Origin of the sequence: Paenibacillus sp. A3M_27_13 (assembly GCF_024213315.1) — a bacterium.
In the GTDB taxonomy this organism is placed as follows: domain Bacteria; phylum Bacillota; class Bacilli; order Paenibacillales; family Paenibacillaceae; genus Paenibacillus; species Paenibacillus polymyxa_B.
On sequence record NZ_JANAVE010000002.1, the window covers coordinates 203,151 to 223,546 of the forward strand.

Below are 20,396 nucleotides of genomic sequence, written 5' to 3' on the forward strand. Positions count from 1 at the left end.
ATTCATGAAAAAGTGTGGGCTTAGCATGCAAAACTACATTGTTGTCAAAGGTGCAAGACAGCACAACCTGAAAAATATCTCCTTGCGGATTCCGCGAGATCAACTGGTTGTTTTCACGGGAGTTAGCGGCTCGGGTAAATCATCGCTTGTCTTCAATACACTATATGCGGAAGGGCGACGACGCTTAATGGAGTCGCTGTCCGCATATGAACGAATGGGCTTGCGAAAAACGGAAGAGGCGGATGTGGACTTGATCGAAGGGTTGTCTCCGGCAATCGCGATGGAGCAAAAGACGGTGTCGCGCAACCCGAGGTCAACCGTGGGTACATTGACCGAAATCTCCTCTTTTGTCCGGTTGTTGTTTTCACGAACAAGTCGGGCGGTTTGTCCCTACTGTCAGGAAGCACTGCCTGTGCAGACAAGGAAAAAAATCACGGAGCAGGTACTCCAATGCTCACCCGACACTTCAATAGAAATCTATGCGCCAATCCTTTCCATGCCACATGAAGGGCCTGTCGCGTTGCTGAAGGAAATACAAAAAAAAGGCTACACCCAATTAAGCTGGAATCAAAAAATGCTGGATGTAGAGCAAGCTGAGGTTTTGTTTTCCAGTATGTCTCCACAGGCAGTACGTCTAGGAAAAGGAGACAGTCAGCTGGAGGTACTGGTTGGCAGAATTACGATTTCAGCTTCCGTGGAGCAACGCAAAGATATTCAAGCTATGGTGGATAAAGCACTGGACTTAGGAGATGGCTGGATTCAAATTCGACCTATGGTTGATAAACGATTCGTATGGAATCCAAATTTCGGTTGCTCCTGTTGTGGTATGGTGGCGAGTGAAATTTCGGCAGGGGCTTTCTCGTCGAATAGTCCTTTGGGTGCTTGTCCGACTTGTACAGGACTGGGCACTCATTATGAAGTAGATCTGGAACGTGTGATTCCTGATCGATCCAAAAGTCTAGCTGAAGGAGCGATTCAGCTACTTGGCTGGCAATGTGAGCAAGAGAAATTTCATAAAAATCGAAAAATTTTGGAGGGACTAGCGACCCGATATCATTTTGAACTGAGCACGGCGGTAAAGGATCTGCCAGATGAGGCGTTATACGCTGTGCTATACGGTACTCAAGGGGAAAAGATTGCAATTGAGAATCCTGCTACAGGTGGCAAGCTGATGCACGAAAGATTTGCAGGTATTGTGAATCTTATTTATGAGCGCTTTAACGCTAATGCCAAGGATGAAATGAGCGCCATGAAAGCGGAAGACAAGGAAGTGATGAGGGAACAAGTATGTCCGAGCTGCGGAGGAGCACGTTTGAAGGCAGAACGACTGCTATATCGTGTGGGGGACAAAACGATCCGCGATTTTTCGAACATGCCGTTGGTTGAGCTGTATGCAGGCTGTGATGAACTACTGCGAATGGCACCTCAAGTTTTCGAGAGTCTTGCGGCTGTGGCCCAGCCCATTTTACAGGAAATCAAGACTCGTTTGACGCTGCTGCTGGATATGGGACTGGACTATTTAAATCTGAACCGTCCGGTGACCCTGCTCTCGGGTGGTGAATCACAGCGCGTACGCTTGACGACCCAATTAAGCTCTGGGCTGATGGGCATGATCTACATTTTGGATGAACCTAGTGTTGGATTACACCCGAAGGATACCGGGAAAATGATAGCTATGCTTCACAGACTACGGGATTTGGGAAATACCATCTTGGTCGTCGAACATGATGAGGAGATTATGGCCCAAGCGGATTATCTTGTTGATATTGGACCTGGCGCAGGATTGCTCGGTGGTGAAATTGTAGCACAGGGTACGGTGGAAGAAGTCATGAGCAATTCGAAGTCTTTGACAGGACAATATTTGAGTGGCAAGCAAGGTATTCCTGTTCCCACCCAACGAAGAAAGGCGCGTGACGGGAAATATCTTGAGGTGCTGGGAGCCAGGGAGAACAATCTACAGAACCTGAATATACGAATTCCACTGGGTTGTTTGGTTTGTGTTACAGGGGTCTCTGGATCAGGGAAAACCACGCTAGTTCATAACGTTATATATGAGAAATTACGTTCTCGCCTGGAGGGTAAATCTGCATATCTGAAGCACGATGTAGAGCTGAAAGGAGAAGCGTCGATTGATCAGGTGATCTGTATCGATCAGAAGCCAATTGGACGGACATCGCGATCCACTCCGGCTACTTATGTGGGGGTGTTTGACGCCATTCGAAAGCTGTTTGCCAGGACAGAAATAGCTAAGCAACTCCAACGAAAGAGTGCACATTTTAGCTTCAATTCACCGGGTGGACGCTGTGAAGTTTGTTCAGGACTCGGGGTGATCGTCACTGAAATGCAGTTTATGTCTGACGTTGAAATGGTTTGCGAAACGTGCCGGGGCAGACGCTACAGCGAGGATATACTGGCAATTACATATCACGAGAAGAATATCGCGGATGTATTGGAGATGAGCATTGAAGAAGCTGCTGTTTTCTTCGCTGACCAACCGGATATTTACGGCAAGTTGAAGCTAATGAACGAATTGGGTCTTGGTTATATGAAGCTGGGTCAGTCTGCCACGACATTATCTGGCGGGGAAGCCCAGCGTATTAAGCTGGTAGAGGAGCTAAGTCAGTTAAAAAAAGGGCGCAGCCTGTTGTACATTTTGGATGAACCGACCACAGGCTTGCATCCCGACGATATTCAGCGACTGCTAACTATCCTTCAACAGCTCGTGGATGAGGGCAACACCGTACTCATCATTGAACATAACCTGCATTTGATCAAAACAGCAGATTATGTGATAGATCTTGGCCCTGAAGGGGGCACCCGAGGTGGACAGCTAGTGGCAGCTGGAACGCCTGAGCAGGTTGCGACCTGTGAGCACTCCCATACCGGATCTTTTTTACGTAACTTAGGAATGGATTACGACGAGAACGAGGTGAGAGCATGAGCAACAGATTGGAACATTTACGCATTCTCCCGACAGGCCCCCTAAATTATTATCTGCAAAAGCGATACAACGATCTGCCATGGGTGCACAAGTTTGGCTTGGATCACATCAAGGTAAAGGGGGATTTTATACTCATTCATGCATGGAAGCCTGGGTATGTGAAGCTAACACGGGAACAGGCGAATCTTCTCAAAGCAGCCATTGAAAAAGGCGAAAACCCAGAGGACAAGCTTCCACGGTTACCGGAAGCATGGCTACTGGACGGAGAAGATGAACCTGATGTGGAAGGACTCTTGGCTAAGGTCATCGTGCCCGAGTTATTCGAACTGCTTTCCCCGGAAAATCTTCAAGAAGACGTGACCAGTCCGCAATCTATCCGGTTAAGAGCTATTTTGGAGCGTGTCGCCGAGCATGTACCTGTTTTTCCAGCCATTCAGAATCCCTATGAGCTGCGTCGTTTTCTGGAGGTCGTGAAGAGCCAAAAGCCTAAAACAGTCGTTGAGATCGGGACAGCCAGCGGCGGTGTATTTTATTGCCTGAGTCAACTGGCCGATCCGGACGCGTTGCTCGTCAGTATTGATTATCCGGGTGGACCGTATGGAGGGGGTCAGGATGACAGTGAGGTGCAGCTCTATTCCAGCTTTGGCAGCACGGGGCAGCAGTTTTCTTTTATTCGAGACCGTTCATTTCACTGCTCCACCAAACAGGACTTGAAAAAGGTTCTAGGAGAACGGCAGATTGATCTTCTGTTTATCGATGGTGATCATTCCTACGGTGGAGTGAGTTCGGATTTTCGTATGTATCAAGAGCTGGTGGCACCGGGCGGCATGATTGCTTTTCATGATATCAGCATGCGGCCTGAAACGTGGGGAAGAGGTTATGATGTTGGCGTTTTCTGGGATGAAGTGAAACAAAGTTATCCCTCCTTTGAGGAATTTGTAGACCCAACGGGCTGTCGAGAGCCGTTTATTCGTCACCCGCAAGAGGGACTGTTCGCGTATGGGATTGGCACTATCATTCAATTGTAAGGGGGAGACAACCATGAGCCACCGTCCATTGAACAAAACACGTGTGGAGGATGTCATTGGTTTGACTCCCATGCAGGAAGGAATGCTCTACCACTATTTACGGGACAAGGATACAGGAGCTTACTTTGAGCAATACAGCTATACGCTGCAGGGTCAGCTTGATCTATCTGTCTGCTGTGAGGCGTGGAAATGGACGATTCAACAGCATGAAGTGCTGAGAAGCGTATTCCGCTGGGAAAAGATCCAGAACCCGGTTCAGATTGTCCTGAAAGGACGCGTCCTATCTTTCACTTTCCATGACCTCACAGGAATGGAAGATGTGGAGCAAGAGACGGTACTACAGGAGCTGCGCGAGGCAGACCGTGCTGTAGGATTTGACCTGTCCGAGGGCCCCCTACTGCGGATTACGGTGTTTAGGCTGGCGCATGATCGTCATATCATGATGGTCAGCAACCACCATATTGTGATGGATGGCTGGAGTAATGGCATTGTGCTGGGTGAGTTTATCCGGGCATATGATGCGCTGCGTGCAGGCCGGGAGCCAGAACGATTAGCCAAGCCGCGTTTTCGAGAGTACGTGAAATGGCTTGGGATGCAGGATAGAAGCGGAAGCAAGGTATTTTGGCAAGCTTACCTGACTGGATATGAGGTTCAGCCCCTGTGTTTACCCGATACAATTTCTGGCTCGGAAATAAGCGATACGGCTTGCGAATCGTATGTTTTGCAATCGGAGCTGGTGAGGGGGCTTGAAGCTGTCGCGAAGGAAGAATCCGTGACAGTAGGTACCCTTTTTACAGCGGCCTGGGGTATTCTGCTGCAAAAGGTTAGCAGACGTCAGGATGTGCTTTTCGGCACGACGGTATCTGGCCGCTCCAGCAGCCTGCCTGGAATTGAACGGGTAGTGGGGCTTTTGATGAACACGGTTCCTGTACGGTTACAGTCAGGCAATGGAGATACGCTGCAACAAGCCTTGCTCGATATTCAGCAAGCCAGCGTAGCGAGACAGCCCTACGAAACAACACCGCTTGTGGATATACAGTCTTACGGCAATTTCAGAAGCACAGAGCGTCTTTTTGATACGTTGCTTGTGATTGAAAATTATCCGCTGGAGATCAATCGACAGAGTGAATTGATCTTGGAATCCTTTTCTGGCCATAGCTTTACGGATTATTCACTTCTGGTGAGCATTCATCAAATGGAGCAAACAGCCATCCAAATCATGTATCAGCCCTCAAAATATGATCCGTCCGCGATTGAACTGTTATGTGAACGTTATATCGCTTTACTCAGGCTGATCGTTACAGAAAGAGATTGTGCCATTCAGAATATTCACTCCTTGACGGAGATGGAAAAGAGACTGGAAGAGGTTTGGGCGATTGAATTTGACTATAGCCCGGATACTTTGAAAAGGAGTGTATGAAGATGAAGAAGCCGAAAGCTTGGGAACAAATGGATTCCTATCAATGGATGACCACGAAAGAAACCGCCCACTATTACCGACTCATCGCCAATCTAATGAAGGAGATTCACGCTAAAATTCCAGATGAACAGTATCATTTGGACAAAGTAGCGACAGAAACGGATATTCGTGAGGAAAACTTTCAGGGAAAAAACTATCAACGCGCAGTCATGTATTTAATGTCTAACGGATGTGAGTGGGCCCTGAAAAACGGAAATGGCTGCACCATGTGCGGTCATTTGGCCAAGCAAACACGTAAAGACGGCCCTCTCTCTGCCCATTATTATTTGGAGCAATTTAGTGAGGAATTTAAGCGGATTGATTTTAGCAAATATCCTTTACTCAATCTATATAATAACGGCTCCATTCTCAACGACAATGAAGTTCCGGCTGAAGCGCTGTGGGAAATCATACGCATGGTTGGAGAAAAGCCTGAGATCAAAATGCTGGTCATCGAAACCAGACCCGAATTTGTAACGAAAGAAAATATGGCGGAAATTAAGCGCCTTTTACCGGATAAGCATGTGGAAGTCGCCATGGGGCTCGAAATGATTGACGACTTTTTGCGGTATGTATGCATAAACAAAGGCTTTTCCTTAAAGCAATTTGATAAGGCCGCCCGCTTGGTGACCCAGGAGCTGAATTTACGTAGCTATGTGTTGCTGAAGCCGCCCTTTATTACGGAACAAGAGGCTATCGAACATGCCGTACAAACGATTGAGCATGCTTTTGAGCTCGGTACGACGACCGTTTCACTGGAAAGCTGTACCGTACAGGATTATACACTGGTGCAATATTTAAGTGACCAGGGCGCCTATAAACCGGCATGGCTCTGGAGCATCGTTGAGGTGGTAAAACGGACGGCGCATTTGGGCAAGATCATCGTCGGTTTGTTCCAATTCTATCCTTCTCCTGTCGGGGTGCCTTACAATTGTCCGCATTGCAGTGATCGAGTAATGGAGGCGTTGAAGGAGTATAATCACACTCTTGATCCGAGCGTTCTGGACCATCTGGATTGCAGCTGCAAGGCTGAATGGAAGAAGGAACTGAATCACGTGCATCCTCCTTTTGAGGAAAGACTGAGCATTTTGAATAGTGAATTAATTAAGTGATTCATTGAGATTATCAACTGGAAGATATGGTAGATTCGTCAGCTCATGAAGGCCTGGAACGGTTGACAGAGAGGGGAGTGTGTATGGACAAAAGTACACATTTGAAAGGCCGGATCATTGAAGAATATTGGATGGAAAAATGGTCTCAAGACCTGCCGAGGGAGTTACTGCCTGCAAGCAGAAGCAAGTCTAACCATCAGCCGGAGGCTCGCAAGGAAACGCTCGAAATGGTTATTCCCAGGGAAACGATTCGTCAATTGGATCAAATGTCGAAGGGCTCGGAGTTGGGACGTTTTATTTTGTTCCTGACGGCGCTGTCAGGGCTGGTCTATCGCTATTCGCAGTCAGAGGATATTTGTATCGGCACGACGACGCTTATACAGTCCGAACCCAAGCGGGGAAATGTGCTTTTTCTCAAGCCGCGGGTTCAGGGAAGCCGAACCTGGCGTGAGCTTAACGAAGACATGAAGGCCGAGTTTTCTCGAACGATGAATCATCAGGATGTTTCTGTGCCCCTTCTCTATAACAAATGGACATCCGTTCACGGGAGAGAACTGCAAGAACTGTGGCAAATGGCATGTGTGGATGAGGGATTACAAACGGTGACTGAGGACCTGGATCGGTTTGATCTGATGATCAAGCTTGTACCAAACGAAGAAGGCCGAATGCTGCAACTGGTTTATCGGCCTGAGGTGTATTCGTTGTCGCTAGTCCAATCCTTTGCTGTAAATTTGCTGTATGTTCTGGCTCAATGGCCTGAGAAATCGGCGGTCTCTCTGGAGGATGATGGGGCAAATATGCTGGCTCCACAGCAACGAGAGCTTCTGGTACATGGATTAAATCAGACGGCTGTAGAGCTGCCGGGTGTGACCTTGCTGCATCAATTGTTCGAAGAACAGGTGATGACAACGCCTGAACAAGCTGCTGTGGTCGAGGCAGGGTATCGCATTAGCTATAGAGAGCTAAATGCGAAGGCAAATCAGTTGGCCCATACTTTACAACGTCACGGAGTGGGATCGGATGATATCGTGGGCATCATGGCTGAGCCGACGACGGAGGTCATCATTGCCATCTTAGCGGTATTAAAGGCTGGAGCGGCGTATTGTCCGATAGATCCGACGTTTCCAGTAGAGCGGGTACAGCAGCTTTTAACGGATAGTCGGATGGAGTTGTTGATCTCACCTCCACAGCATGTGGATACCCATGCTTTTCAAGGAACAGTGCTCGATCTATCCAATCCTGCATTATATGCGGGGGAGCCGTCCAATCTACCGTTTGAGGGTAGACCTGATCATACAGCGTATGTCATATACACATCAGGCTCGACGGGAGCGCCTAAAGGGGTGGTGATAGAGCATCGTCATATTGTCAATCAATTGGCTGGACTGAAACGCAGCTATGACTTCCATGAACAGTTGAGACATGTTTTGATGGCTCCGTTCACATTCGATCCCTCTGTGCAGCAGATTTTTTTACCGTTAGCTACAGGCGGGACACTGTATCTGATTCCAAAAGAAGCCAAAACCGATCCAAGCGCCTTTTGGGGACTGGTACGGAAGGAACGGATTAACGTGTTGAATACCGTACCTTCACTGATGGAAGTGCTGTTGGAACAGGTGACAGATATCGAACATCACTTTGCTTTTATCATGGTGGCAGGTGAGGTTTGCAGCGGCGAGCTGGTACAGCAATTACGCGATAAGCTGAACATAGACAAGCTGCTCAACATTTACGGCCCGACGGAAGCGGCTATTAATACAACTCTGTATGAATGTCTGCCTGTAGAGCAGCGAGCAACATTACCCATAGGTAAGCCTCTGCTGAATTATCAGGTATACGTTCTGGATCCACAGCAACGCTTGCTGCCCTTCGGAGCTACTGGAGAGCTGTTCATCGCTGGCGCTGGACTGGCGCGCGGATACTTATACAATCCACGCTTGACGGCAGAACGCTTTGTGCCGAATCCGTTTGGTACCGAAACAGAACGGATGTATAAAACAGGCGATCTGGTGAGATGGCTGTCTGACGGCAATCTGGAGTTTGTCGGCAGGTCCGATGATCAGGTTAAGATCCGGGGGATGCGTGTGGAGCTGGGGGAGATTGAGTCTGTTCTCAGAAGTCATCCGTCCATCAAAGAAGCCGTGGTCATTCCGCATGGATCAGAGGAACGAACCGAGGATCTTGCTGCCTTTTATACCTTGAAAAAATCGGGAGCCAGGCAAGAATCTCCGGTCGGAACGAGCGATGTCCAGTCGTACTTGAAGCAGCATGTACCGGGCTATATGGTCCCGGCTCATATCGTCTGCTTGGAGTCCATGCCCGTCACAGTGAACGGCAAGGTGGATAAAAAAGCGTTGCCTCTGCACCAGATTGGAATTACCGAAACCCGTGCATATGTGGCACCACGTAATGAGCTGGAAGAACAGCTGGCGGAGATCTGGAAGAAGCTGCTGGTCGTACCTGTCGTTAGTGTGGAGGAAAGTTTTTTTGAAGCAGGTGGAAATTCGTTGTCTATCGTGCGACTGCAAAGCAGAATCCACCATCTGCTGAAAGTTCAGCTGACGATTCCGCAGCTCTTTACACATCATACGATCGCCATGCAGGCTAAAATCATTCAGTTCGGCGGTGTAGAGCAACCTACCGAAGCCCTTCGCAAAACGGAAACAAAACGACTACATACCCACAGACCTGAGCTTGGAAGCAAGGGGCGAAACGGTGATGTTGCTGTGATTGGCATGGCTTGCCGTTTCCCTATGGCGGACAATTGCGATGACTTCTGGGACAATCTGTGTCGCGAGGTGGATGCCGTCCGCGACATTCCGGCCCATCGGTTACAGGATATTGCTCAGGGTTCAGATGATGTAGTCGGGCAGTCAAAATCGTTGCCACAAGGGGCATATCTGGATCGAATTGATGGCTTTGATGCATCATTTTTTCAAATATCCCCTAATGAAGCACGGATGATGGACCCGCAGCAGCGTCTGCTGTTGCAGGTTGTATGGGAAGCGATGGTGAATGCGGGTTACTCGGAAAAAGAGGTGTACGGCTCGAAGACAGGAGTGTTCGTAGGGACAGGCACACCGCAATATATGGACCTTATGCAACAGGTAGAGCCTTCCGCAATTCCGGGGAATTTGCAGGCTGTGATTGCCGGACGGATTGCTTATGCCTTCAATTGGACAGGCCCGGCGGAGGTTATTGATACAGCCTGTTCCTCTTCACTCATCGCCGTACATCATGCGGTACAGGAGATAACGTCCGGCGGTTGTGAAATGGCCGTGGCTGGTGGTGTCAATCTGTATTTGTCGATGGTGGATGAAAATCTCTTCAATATGGGAATCGCCTCACCTGATGGAAAGACGAAGGCGTACGACGCATCGGCAGATGGTACAGGCGGTGGCGAAGGGGTTGGCGCTGTTGTACTGAAGTCACTGGAGCAGGCGGTGGCTGATGGTGATTATATTTACGCAGTAATCAAAGGAAGCGCAGCTAACTCGGATGGTCGCTCCAACGGGATCACAGCTCCCAATGCGGCAGCGCAGGCTGAAGTGATTGAAGAGGCCTGGAAGCGTGCGGAGATTGATCCGCAGACGGTTTCTTATATCGAAACGCACGGGACAGGCACCAAGCTAGGTGATCCTATTGAAATGGAGGGCATTACACGGGCTTTTGGACGGTACACAGATCGTAAGCAGTTCTGTGCGGTAGGCTCCGTCAAAAGCAATATCGGGCATCTGGATTCAGCGGCAGGGATTGCCGGGTTTATAAAAGCAGTGCTGGCCATCACCAAGCGTCAGATTCCGGCATCCCTTCATTTTAAAGTGCCTAACCCACATATTGATTTTGCAAATTCTCCGGTTTATGTTGCTCGGTCACTTCAGGAATGGACGCCAGACTGCGGAATTCGTCGTGCGGGGGTAAGCTCCTTTGGCTTGAGCGGAACGAACTGCCATGTTGTGCTGGAGGAATATGCGATTCAAAGAGAAGTTCATTCTCTGGGCGAGGAATATGTATTCACCTTGTCAGCCCGGACTGAACAAGCGCTCTACGCTTATGCCGACAGGTTTGCAGCTTATCTGGGAAATACCAACGAAGCTTTGGCAGACATTTGTTACTGTACCAATATCAGCCGTGGAAACGACGCCTGCCGTTTGGCTACCGTCGTCGGCTCGCAGGAAGAATTACGGCGTAAGCTCATGCTGTTCGTGGAGCAGAGCGATCATGATGCAGCTTCGGCATTACCGGATCGCGAACGAATATACGTAAATACGACAGCAAAAACAGGGAACAGCCCTGAGCCGTATAGGGTACAGCCTGCGGAATCGCTGGAGCATATGGCAAAGGCGTATATGCAAGGAAGGGATCTGAAATGGGAGGACTATTATCACGGGCAAAATCGGGTGCGAGTCCCTCTTCCAGGCTACCCGTTTGAAGAGAAGCGCTACTGGGTTGAACCCAAAGTTCAGCAACCACCGCATGTACGAAACAGTGCGGAATTGACCCCTGACACGCAGGAGAAAGCTCTTGACTTCTGGCAGGCTACCGAGGCGGTTTTCCAATTTGGTGAACGGTTATTGGAAGAGAGCGGCTTTGCGGTAGTACAGGGCTATAAAAAGGCGGTTGATGAATTTGCGGCCCAGCTTATTATCGGATTATTTAGACAATGGGGGACGCTCACGGAACCCGGAAAAGTATATAAAGAGCCAGAAATGTTGCATACGATAGGGATTACTTCCACATATCATCGTCTATTTCGGTTCATGCTGCGTTTCGTAGAAGAACAGGGTTACATCTGTATTGACGGTGATAATATCACGCTAACCCTTGAAGGGTCAGCTCCCGATCTGTCGGCCTTATACACCCAATACGTGGAACAATATCCGGCATTTGCGGGAACATTCAAGGTGTTGAAGTATTGTCTGGACGCCTATCCGGCTGTGCTGACCGGGAAAAGGTCACCCCTGAGTGTGCTGTTTCCCGATGGTACATCGCAATTCCTGGCGGGCTTTGCCAATCAGGGACGTACGCTGGGCGATCTGTGTGAGACGATGGCGCTGGACGCATTAAAGCAGCATATTTTAGCGCAAGCGGGAAAACGGCTCCGCATTCTGGAAGTTGGGGCTGGGTCGGGAACGGTGGGCAAGGTTCTTTTCCCAGCCATAGCAAATCGTCAAGTCGAGTATTGCTACACCGATTTGGGCCGGGGCATCATTTTGGAAGCGCAAAAGCAGTTTGCAGCTTACCCGTTTGTTCGATATCAGACTTTTAATATTGAAGAAGATCCTGTGGCACAAGGCTTTGTGCCAGAACAGTTTGATATCATTATTGGCCTGAATGTAGTTCATGCCACGAGCTGTTTGCGGACGGCCTTGTCCCAGTTGAAAAAGGTGCTTGCTCCTGGTGGAGCCCTGTTTATGATCGAAAAAGTGCAGAACGAGCCTGCGGAAAATCTCGTCTGGGGAATGACGGAGGGATGGTGGCTGTTCGAGGATCAGGACATACGAAAGGATTCTCCGCTGGTTACGACGGAAACATGGGGGCAGTTGTTGAAGGAGGAGCGATTCACGGAGGTACGAACCTTTCCTATGCATTTGCCAAACCGTGCCGAGGCCGAAACCGCGCTGATTATCGGTCGAATGAGCGAGCAAGAACAAGTGAGCAGGGTTGAAGATTTAATGTACCGTGTTCGGTGGATTAAAAAAGAACTGAAGAAGACAAGAGAAGGCGTGTTGGCTCAAGGAAACTGGCTAATCTTCAAAGACAAACTGGGGATTGGTGAGGAACTGGTGCAACGCATGAGGCGCTCCGGTCATCCTGTGGTGACTGTAGAGGCTGGGCAAAGGTTTGAAAAACGGAACGATCATCAGTACACCATCCAGCCGGGTGTAGAAGCAGATTATATTCAACTCATGAATGAACTGGGACAACGTAATCAGCGCTTGAACGGTATCGTTCATCTCTGGACCTGCACAGCCACCCCGTCAACCCAAGTGAACATTGAAACAGTGGATGCAGGTTTGGAGTCAGGTGTCTATAGTCTTTATTTTCTGACTAAAGCATTACTTCATCAGGGTCTGCATGAAACGCTGGACTTGCGGGTGGTTTCGAACTTTACCCAGCGGATATCGGACGAGCAACAAGTATCACCTGAAAAAGCGGCGATTCACGGTTTGGTCAAAGTTATTTCTCAGGAGCATCCACAATTGCAATGCTTCGGACTGGATGTCGAAACGCTCCACCACACCAACGAGCAAGTGGCGGATCTGATCATGACCGAGCTGCAAGAAAACAAAACGGATTCATTCGTTGTCATCCGTCAGGAGCGTTACATCCAAGGTATGTCTCGTCTCGAATCGGATACGGTAAGCACTCCAGATAATCGGAATCATCCGGGTATTCCACCCCGGCGTTCCATCACCGTTCGTCCGGGTGCCGTATATATCGTGACTGGAGGCGCAGGGGGATTAGGACTGGAGGTTAGCCGGTATTTATCCGAGCAAGCTCCGATCCATCTAGTCATCCTGAACCGAACGGAGCTGCCGGAAAAATCGCAATGGTCACACATCATAAATGATCCGGTGCAAAGGAAGGCTGATACCGTAATTTACCGTAAGCTTTCGGCCTTTGCAGACATGGAAAAACACGGCTCAAAGGTGCATTATTACGCGGGAGATGTGGCTGATTATAGGCAGATGCAACACATTTTTGACGATGTACAAGCTCGTTATGGCCCCGTTAAGGGAGTTGTTCATTGTGCGGCAGCTAGCGGCGACACCAGTCGTCCGCTGGAGATTCAGAATTTGGGTGATTTTCGCAAGGTGCTTCGCCCCAAAATTCACGGAACGCTGGTATTGGATAAGCTTCTGGCGGAACAAGAGACAGATTTCTTTGTTCTGTACTCCTCGGTAGCCTCGCTATGGGGCGGAGCTGGCGGTGGAGATTATGCGGCTGCCAATGCGTTTATGGATGCCTTCAGCGCACAGCGTAACATGCAGGGGCAAACGACGCTTGCGATCAACTGGTATGCGTGGGAGGGACTCACTGGACCAGGGTGCATGGACTATATGCCTGTATCAGATGCGCTGGCTGCTTTCCGCATGAGCTTGTCTTATCCGCTGGATCAGGTGGCCATCGGCAAGTTTGATACACAGAAGCTGCGTGAATGGGCGCCGATGATGAAAATTCAGCTTGCGCCGGATATGTTGACGAGTCGACGCCGAGCTGTAGCTAAATCCACCAAGGAAGCAGGAGCTCTGCCATCTGTCGAGCCTAACCGTTTGGTGACAGATGTGAAGGTCAGTCTGAAAGGGAAAACAACAGAGCCTTACACAGAGCTGGAACAGCAGATCGCTCAAATATGGGCAGAGGTGCTGGGATACGAGGAAATTGATGTAGGTCAACATTTTTTTGAAATCGGCGGGGATTCCTTGCTTATTTTGAAAGTGCTGAGTCTTCTGAATGAACGGATTGATCCCGAAGTGGAGGCTGGGGATTTGTTCTCGTACGGTACAGTTGCACAGCTGGCGCAATTTATGGAAAACAGGCATGCCGCCAGCACGAGAGAAGTGACGGACGTAGCACCGCACTTACAGGTCGAAGTTTCCGGCGCGGACGAGGATTTACGAAGCCTGATCAAGCGTGTAAAGGAGGACGCTATTTCAGTGGATGAAGCTATGAAAGGATATGAAAGCATATGAGGGATACGTTTGTTGAAGCCATTTTGCAGCTTGTAGCCAAACAGGAATTATCCGAAGAGCATGCGTATTCTCTGATCAAGCAATATCAGGTTCGGCTCAAAACTGCTTCATCGTCTGCAGCCCACGATGGAATAAACCGCAACAGGGATATAGCCATCATCGGCGTAGCCGGACGGTTCCCGCAAGCAGATAACAAGGAACAATATTGGAGTAATCTGGTCAACGGTTTGAATGGGATACGAACGTTTCCTAGCTCACGTTTGGAGCAGATTCGTCCCTTTTTGGATGAGGAGAATCAAGGGCCATATATGCCGGCAGGCTATTTGGAGGAAGTTGATACGTTTGACGCGGCATTTTTTAATATTCTTCCGGGTGAAGCCAAATACATGGACCCGCAGCAGCGTATGTTCATGGAAACCGGTTATGAGGCCATTGAGGACGCAGGGTATGGTGGTGAACGCATTCGTGGCTCACGAGTGGGGGTATATGTCGGCTATAGTGAAGCGCGATACAAGGAGCTGATCGAAAGCGAGTCGTCCACCGCCTTTGTCGGGAATTTCCCGCCAGTTATCGCAAGCCGTCTCGCTTATGCGCTGAATCTGTCCGGTCCTGCATTGAGTGTAGCCACCGCCTGTTCGTCTTCCCTGGTTGCTTTGCATCTTGCATGTGAGGGATTACGCGCTGGAGATTGCAGCATGGCTTTGGTGGGTGGAGTAGCCATTGGTGCGTTACCCACCAGGATGGAGCCTGGCGGGCTTGGGATTACTTCTCCGCAAGGACAATCACGCAGCTTCGACGCGGATGCCGACGGTACGGGATGGGGCGAAGGTTGTGGTGTTGTTCTGATCAAGCCACTGGAGCAAGCCGAGAGGGATCACGATTATATTTACTCCGTGATTAAAGCAAGTGCCATCAATCAGGATGGTGCCTCCAACGGATTGGCCTCCCCGAATGCCCGAGCTCAGGAAGAAGTGATTGTAGAGGCGTGGAGGCGTGCGGGCATTGACCCTTCCACGATCTCTTACCTCGAGGCCCATGGAACGGGGACCAAAATTGGAGATCCGATTGAAATTAAGGGGATTACGAATGCCTTTCGCAGGTATACGCAAAACAGACAATTTTGCGGTATCGGCTCGGTCAAAAGCAATATCGGTCATCTTGATTCCGCTTCAGGCATGGCAGGATTAATCAAAATGATCATGGCTTTACAGCATAAGCAGCTTCCACCCACCCTGCATTTTGCTTATCCTAATCCGTTGATGAACTTGCATAGTTCTCCGGTCTATATCCATACGAAGCTAACCGAATGGCGAAGTGAGGATGGAATTCCGCTGAGGGCAGGTATCAGTTCATGGGGATTAAGCGGTACAAATTGTCACGTGGTACTGGAGGATTATCAGGGAAGCAGGCCCTCCCTTTCTTCGTCCTCCGATCTACCCTGCGGTGGGGAGCGTGTATTTACCCTTTCGGCATACAGTGAGGATTCACTGCGAAGATTGACTGCCCGATATATTGATTTTTTGGAGAATGACGATATTCCGCCTTTGGAAAATATCTGTTACGTCCTGAATACGGGCAGAGAGCATCATGCTTATCGGCTGGCGATTCCGGTCACGGATCGACGCAGCCTTTGGACAAAGCTCAAACAGGCTTATGATGCTTTGGTTCGTCAGGATGGAACAGGGCTGGAGCAGCAGGGGATTTTCTGTTCCATGTGCAGCGAGTCCCTGGTAGAAATGGCGCTGGATACAGATGATGCCCCGATGATTGCCCGGCGATATGTTGCCGGGGAGAACAGGCGCTGGGCGGAGGATTATCCGGTAGGTGGGTGTGTCAAAGTACCCTTGCCTGCATACGCTTGGGAGAAGCAACGATATTGGGTGGAGCCGCCGATCCAACGTAGAAGCAGCAACCGCGATGAACAGGTGTCAGCTTATAGCGAAGCACGCGTTTCCTTTGGTGACGGATATGTTCCGACGGAAACAGAAGACAGGTTGGCACGTATCTGGGGCCGAATTTTAGGCATTGACGAGCTGTCTGTGGATGCGGATTTCTTCGAACTTGGCGGGGACTCTCTGTTGGCAACAGATCTGATTACTGCCATAAGCCAGGTATTCCATACACGAATTACATTGGTTGATTTGTTTGGGCATCCCTGCATTCGTGAGCTTGCCCAGCTTATTTCAGGTGAAAAAAAATCGGATTACCAGTCCATTGAACCTGTGTCTCCACAAGCATTTTATCCCGTATCCAATGCGCAGCGCCGTCAGTTTATTTTGAAGCAGCTGGCAGAAGGCAATTTGAGTTACAACATGCCCGGAGCGGCTACGATCACGGGACGCTTGGATGTGGAACGCTTTAAAGCTGCTTTTGCTGCGATCATTCGTCGCCATGAATCCTTTCGGACGGTGTTTGATGTTGCGGAGGATGAAATTGTGCAAAGTGTTCTTCCGCAGGCTGAGCTTGCTATATCGCTGGGTGTGGCTCCAAAGGGAGCAGATGTACAAAAGCTGATGGAGGAATTTGTCCAGCCGTTTTCCCTGGGAGAGGCTCCTTTACTTCGGGTACGCTTGCTGCCATTAACGGAGGAATGTGATGAAGAGGACAAGCATTTGCTGATGTTTGATATGCATCATATTGTTTCGGATGGCGTTTCCATGGAGATCCTCATTCGGGAATTTACCAGTCTTTATGCCGGGCAGAACCTGCCGCCGCTGCGTATCCAATATAAGGACTATGCGGTATGGCAAAATGCTTTTCTGCAAAGTGAGCAGATGCTGCAACAGGAGCAATTTTGGCTGAGGACGTTAACGGAAGGACTGGAGTCAGGATTGCCTGTTCTGAAAATGCCCAGTGACTATCCCCGGCCGCCTGTGATGACTTTTGAAGGGGGGGTGTACTCGTTCACGATTGACAAAGTGGTCGCTGAACGCTTGCGAGCGATGGGACAGGAGCATGGCGCTACGCTGTATATGACGCTTCTTGCTGTATACAATGTGCTGCTTTATCAATACACAGGGCAGGAGGATGTCATTGTAGGCTCCCTCATTGCTGGCAGACGTTATGCGGGTGTAGAGCATACGATAGGACTTTTTACCAACTACTTGCCTATTCGTAATACTCCAGCGGGTGAGCGGCGCTTTACGGACTTCTTAAAGGAGGTGGCTCATCGCACCATAGCCGCGTATGATCATCAGGATTATCCATTTGAAAAAATGGTGGAGCATCTGGATCAGAAGCGCGATCTTTCACGCAACCCTATTTTTGACACCATGCTTATTTTACATAATCAGGGGATGCAGAGAACCCAATTTACGATGGGAGATTTGAAGCTGAACATGTTGGACTGGGCCAAGCACAGTTCAACCATGGATTTAAAGCTCGACATTTTTCAGGGAATGCAAGGGGAACTGAAATGTACCTTTGAGTATTATTCCTGTTTGTTTCATGAACAGACGATCACTGCGCTGGCAGGACATTTGCTCAGCCTGATCGACCAGATTGTGGACCAGCCTGAGCAAGCTTTAGCGGAGTACCGGATTTTTTCATCTGAGGAAGCGGAGAAGATGAAACAGAAACGGCAGGGAAAGGACTCTACTTTTGCGCTTCCTGCGATCTGCCCGGCACCGGAGGCTGAGCAGCACCCTTTGTCTTTTTACCAAAAGCAGATATGGCGACATCGAGGATCAACTCCTCATGTGATCGTTCATGCAGTGTGGAAAGGCAAGGTGGATCAGACGTTATTTGTCAGAGTGCTGGAAGAACTGCAAGCCGAACACAGCACGCTCAGAACAACCTTCAGGGAAGAGACAGCTGGGCCGACTCAGCAGGTGCAGGCGTATCTTCCGTTGGATTACAAATTCACAGATGTAATAGAGGGGGATGCAGCTTCTTGGGCGGAACACCGTGTGGCTGTGGAGTATCAAAACCCGTTCGAGTTACGACAAGGTCCGCTGTACCGGATACGCTTGGGTTGTGACAGCAACGAACGATGCCAATTGATCGTCGCTGTTCATCCATTACTAACGGAGTGCCTCGATCTGAAAGGTTGGCTGGAACAACTGTTTATTCGCTATTCCGCTGCTGTTACGGATTCGGCAGTGGATACAGACCACATATTTCAGTCCATCTCGCAGATTGATTTTACTTATTGGCAACAACGGTTGCTGCAGGAAGGATATTTGGAGCCTCAAAAGGCGTATTGGACTGAGGCACTGCAAAAGCCGCTTCCTCCGATCGGATTGCCGTTCAAACGCGGGGAAGAAGCTTTTGTAACACCCGAGTGGACTTCTATTGAAGTGCCTCTCGCCACAGAGGAGACTGAAGCTCTAAAAGCTTTTGCCTCCAGTCATGAAGGTTCTGTTACGGACGTTCTATTCGCCTGTTATTTCCTGCTGCTGCGGCAATTAACGCATGCGGAGGAGCTTTTGATCTATGTCATGCATCCCGAAGGACATCCAGTTCAGGGCAGCGGAGTACCTTTATGTATCCAGCATCCTGTGCCAGTCAGAGTTTCGATGGAGGGGCTTTCGTCGTTTAATCCTTTGCTAGAAAAAGTGAAGGACAAACATCAAGCTGCGCTTCAAGCTGTTTTATATCCGTTTCATTTGCTGCTGGACCCTAATGAGTTGAAGAGCGGGAGGGAGGGTTCATCACGTTATAACGTCGTCTTTTGCACAGAGGATGGAACGAGATCTTTACCCGAGGGAGGGGAAGTGGGATTGCGTGTATACCCCTCAGAGCCAGCAGCACTGCAACTGTCAGTCGTGAAATCAACAACCGGACTGACCTGTTCCCTGAGGTGGAATACCGCTTTGCTGGAATCTTCCTATGTCCACTCTATGCTGGAAAGGTATCACAAAATAATCAAGACCATTGCTAGTAGTGTGTCCAATCTGTCTAAGGTATCCCATTAACGTGCGGTTCATTCAAAGGAGGCAATTACAAATGGAATTAAGATCATCTATTGAATTTTATGACAATCGGTTTTTAATGTTCGTTCTGGATCAAATGGCTTATGAATTTGAGAAAAACGGCTCCAAAGAGGTCATTCGAATGACCTTGGGAAAATCCGAGCTACCTTTGCATGAGGATATCATTCAGTCGATGAAGGATGCGTTGGACACCTTTGAAAAAAGCTCGCTTGTATTTCCGCCGGGCTTGCCGGAATTAAAGGAAGCGCTCGCGGAGGAATACAAGAAAACATATGATCTGGACATTAACCCTAACAATATCCTGATTAATGTAGGCACCAGCGCCTTATTCCGAAATCTGTTTTATTTGCTGGCAAAAGAGGGGGATGAGGTTCTTTTACCGCGTCCGTACTATTCTCTGTATCATTTTTGCGCCCAATTGGTAGGGGCGAATGTTCGCTACTATGATATCAATTTGGAGACGTTAGCACTGGATCTGGATTCCTTTAAGGAAAATTTCACGGATAAAACCAGAATTGTAGTCATTAATTCGCCTGGTAATCCGCTAGGCAACATCTTAACGAAAGACGAGCTGTATGCCATTGATGAAATTATCAACGGTCAGGCAGTGGTCATTAATGATGAGATTTATGCCAATGTTTGCTTTGATGAACGAAGCACTTCGGTACTGGAGCTGAAGGATACCAAATCAGCCTTTATTACAACGAATGCTTTCTCCAAAGGGTACCGGATGTACAGTCGGCGCGTGGGCTACTGTATCGTTCCTGACGAGCTAGTCACACCGCTCACGGTCATACAGCATCACACATTGCTGACAGCCGACCCTGTCGTGCAATTTGGCGCATTGGAAGCATTGGCACATCCCGAAGAGATTGAGCAGCTGGTCAGCCTGTATAAAGCAAGACGGGATTATACGGTGGAGCGATTCAATGAGGTTCCGCTCGTACGTGCTATCCCTGCACAAGGTAGCTTTTACTTCACACTCGATTGTGAAAAGTACATGGACGAGCACGGCATCGAAACGAGTTTGGAGCTGGCTGAACAAATTATGAGAGCCAAACAAGTGGCGACTGTGCCAGGTTCTGATTTTGGATTGCCGAAAATGCTGCGCCTGTCCTACTCTACAACGCGATACAACGAAGGCATAGATCGCTTAGTGGACTTTTTCACAAACAGCTTGGTAGGTCAATCGGCTGTATCTGCTGCAATTCCGGTTCGGGAGTAG

At 49.2% G+C, this 20,396-nt stretch carries 7 protein-coding genes; all 7 read left to right on the forward strand.

Going from position 1 to position 20,396, the window contains the following annotated elements; genetic code table 11:
- The first annotated feature begins 25 nt into the window (after nt 1-25).
- Complete coding sequence (gene uvrA / locus NLX82_RS07550) at nt 26-2,941, forward strand: excinuclease ABC subunit UvrA (RefSeq protein WP_254347696.1); 2,916 nt, start codon at nt 26-28, stop codon at nt 2,939-2,941.
- Complete coding sequence (locus tag NLX82_RS07555) at nt 2,938-3,969, forward strand: class I SAM-dependent methyltransferase (RefSeq protein WP_069081230.1); 1,032 nt, start codon at nt 2,938-2,940, stop codon at nt 3,967-3,969. The genes uvrA and NLX82_RS07555 overlap by 4 nt, the downstream gene beginning before the upstream one ends.
- 13 nt (nt 3,970-3,982) lie before the next feature.
- Complete coding sequence (locus tag NLX82_RS07560) at nt 3,983-5,389, forward strand: condensation domain-containing protein (RefSeq protein WP_254347697.1); 1,407 nt, start codon at nt 3,983-3,985, stop codon at nt 5,387-5,389.
- A 2-nt stretch (nt 5,390-5,391) separates the two neighbouring features.
- Complete coding sequence (locus NLX82_RS07565) at nt 5,392-6,540, forward strand: archaeosine biosynthesis radical SAM protein RaSEA (RefSeq protein ID WP_028543130.1); 1,149 nt, start codon at nt 5,392-5,394, stop codon at nt 6,538-6,540.
- Between the two features lie 83 nt (nt 6,541-6,623).
- A complete protein-coding gene (locus tag NLX82_RS07570; protein WP_254347698.1) occupies nt 6,624-14,237 on the forward strand; it encodes an amino acid adenylation domain-containing protein in 7,614 nt (2,537 codons plus the stop codon).
- Nucleotides 14,234-19,153, forward strand: coding sequence for a condensation domain-containing protein (locus tag NLX82_RS07575; RefSeq protein WP_254347699.1), 4,920 nt, complete (start codon nt 14,234-14,236; stop codon nt 19,151-19,153). The genes NLX82_RS07570 and NLX82_RS07575 overlap by 4 nt, the downstream gene beginning before the upstream one ends.
- Before the next feature lie 31 nt (nt 19,154-19,184).
- Nucleotides 19,185-20,396: a pyridoxal phosphate-dependent aminotransferase gene (locus NLX82_RS07580; protein ID WP_028543127.1), complete on the forward strand. Its 1,212-nt coding sequence runs from the start codon at nt 19,185-19,187 to the stop codon at nt 20,394-20,396.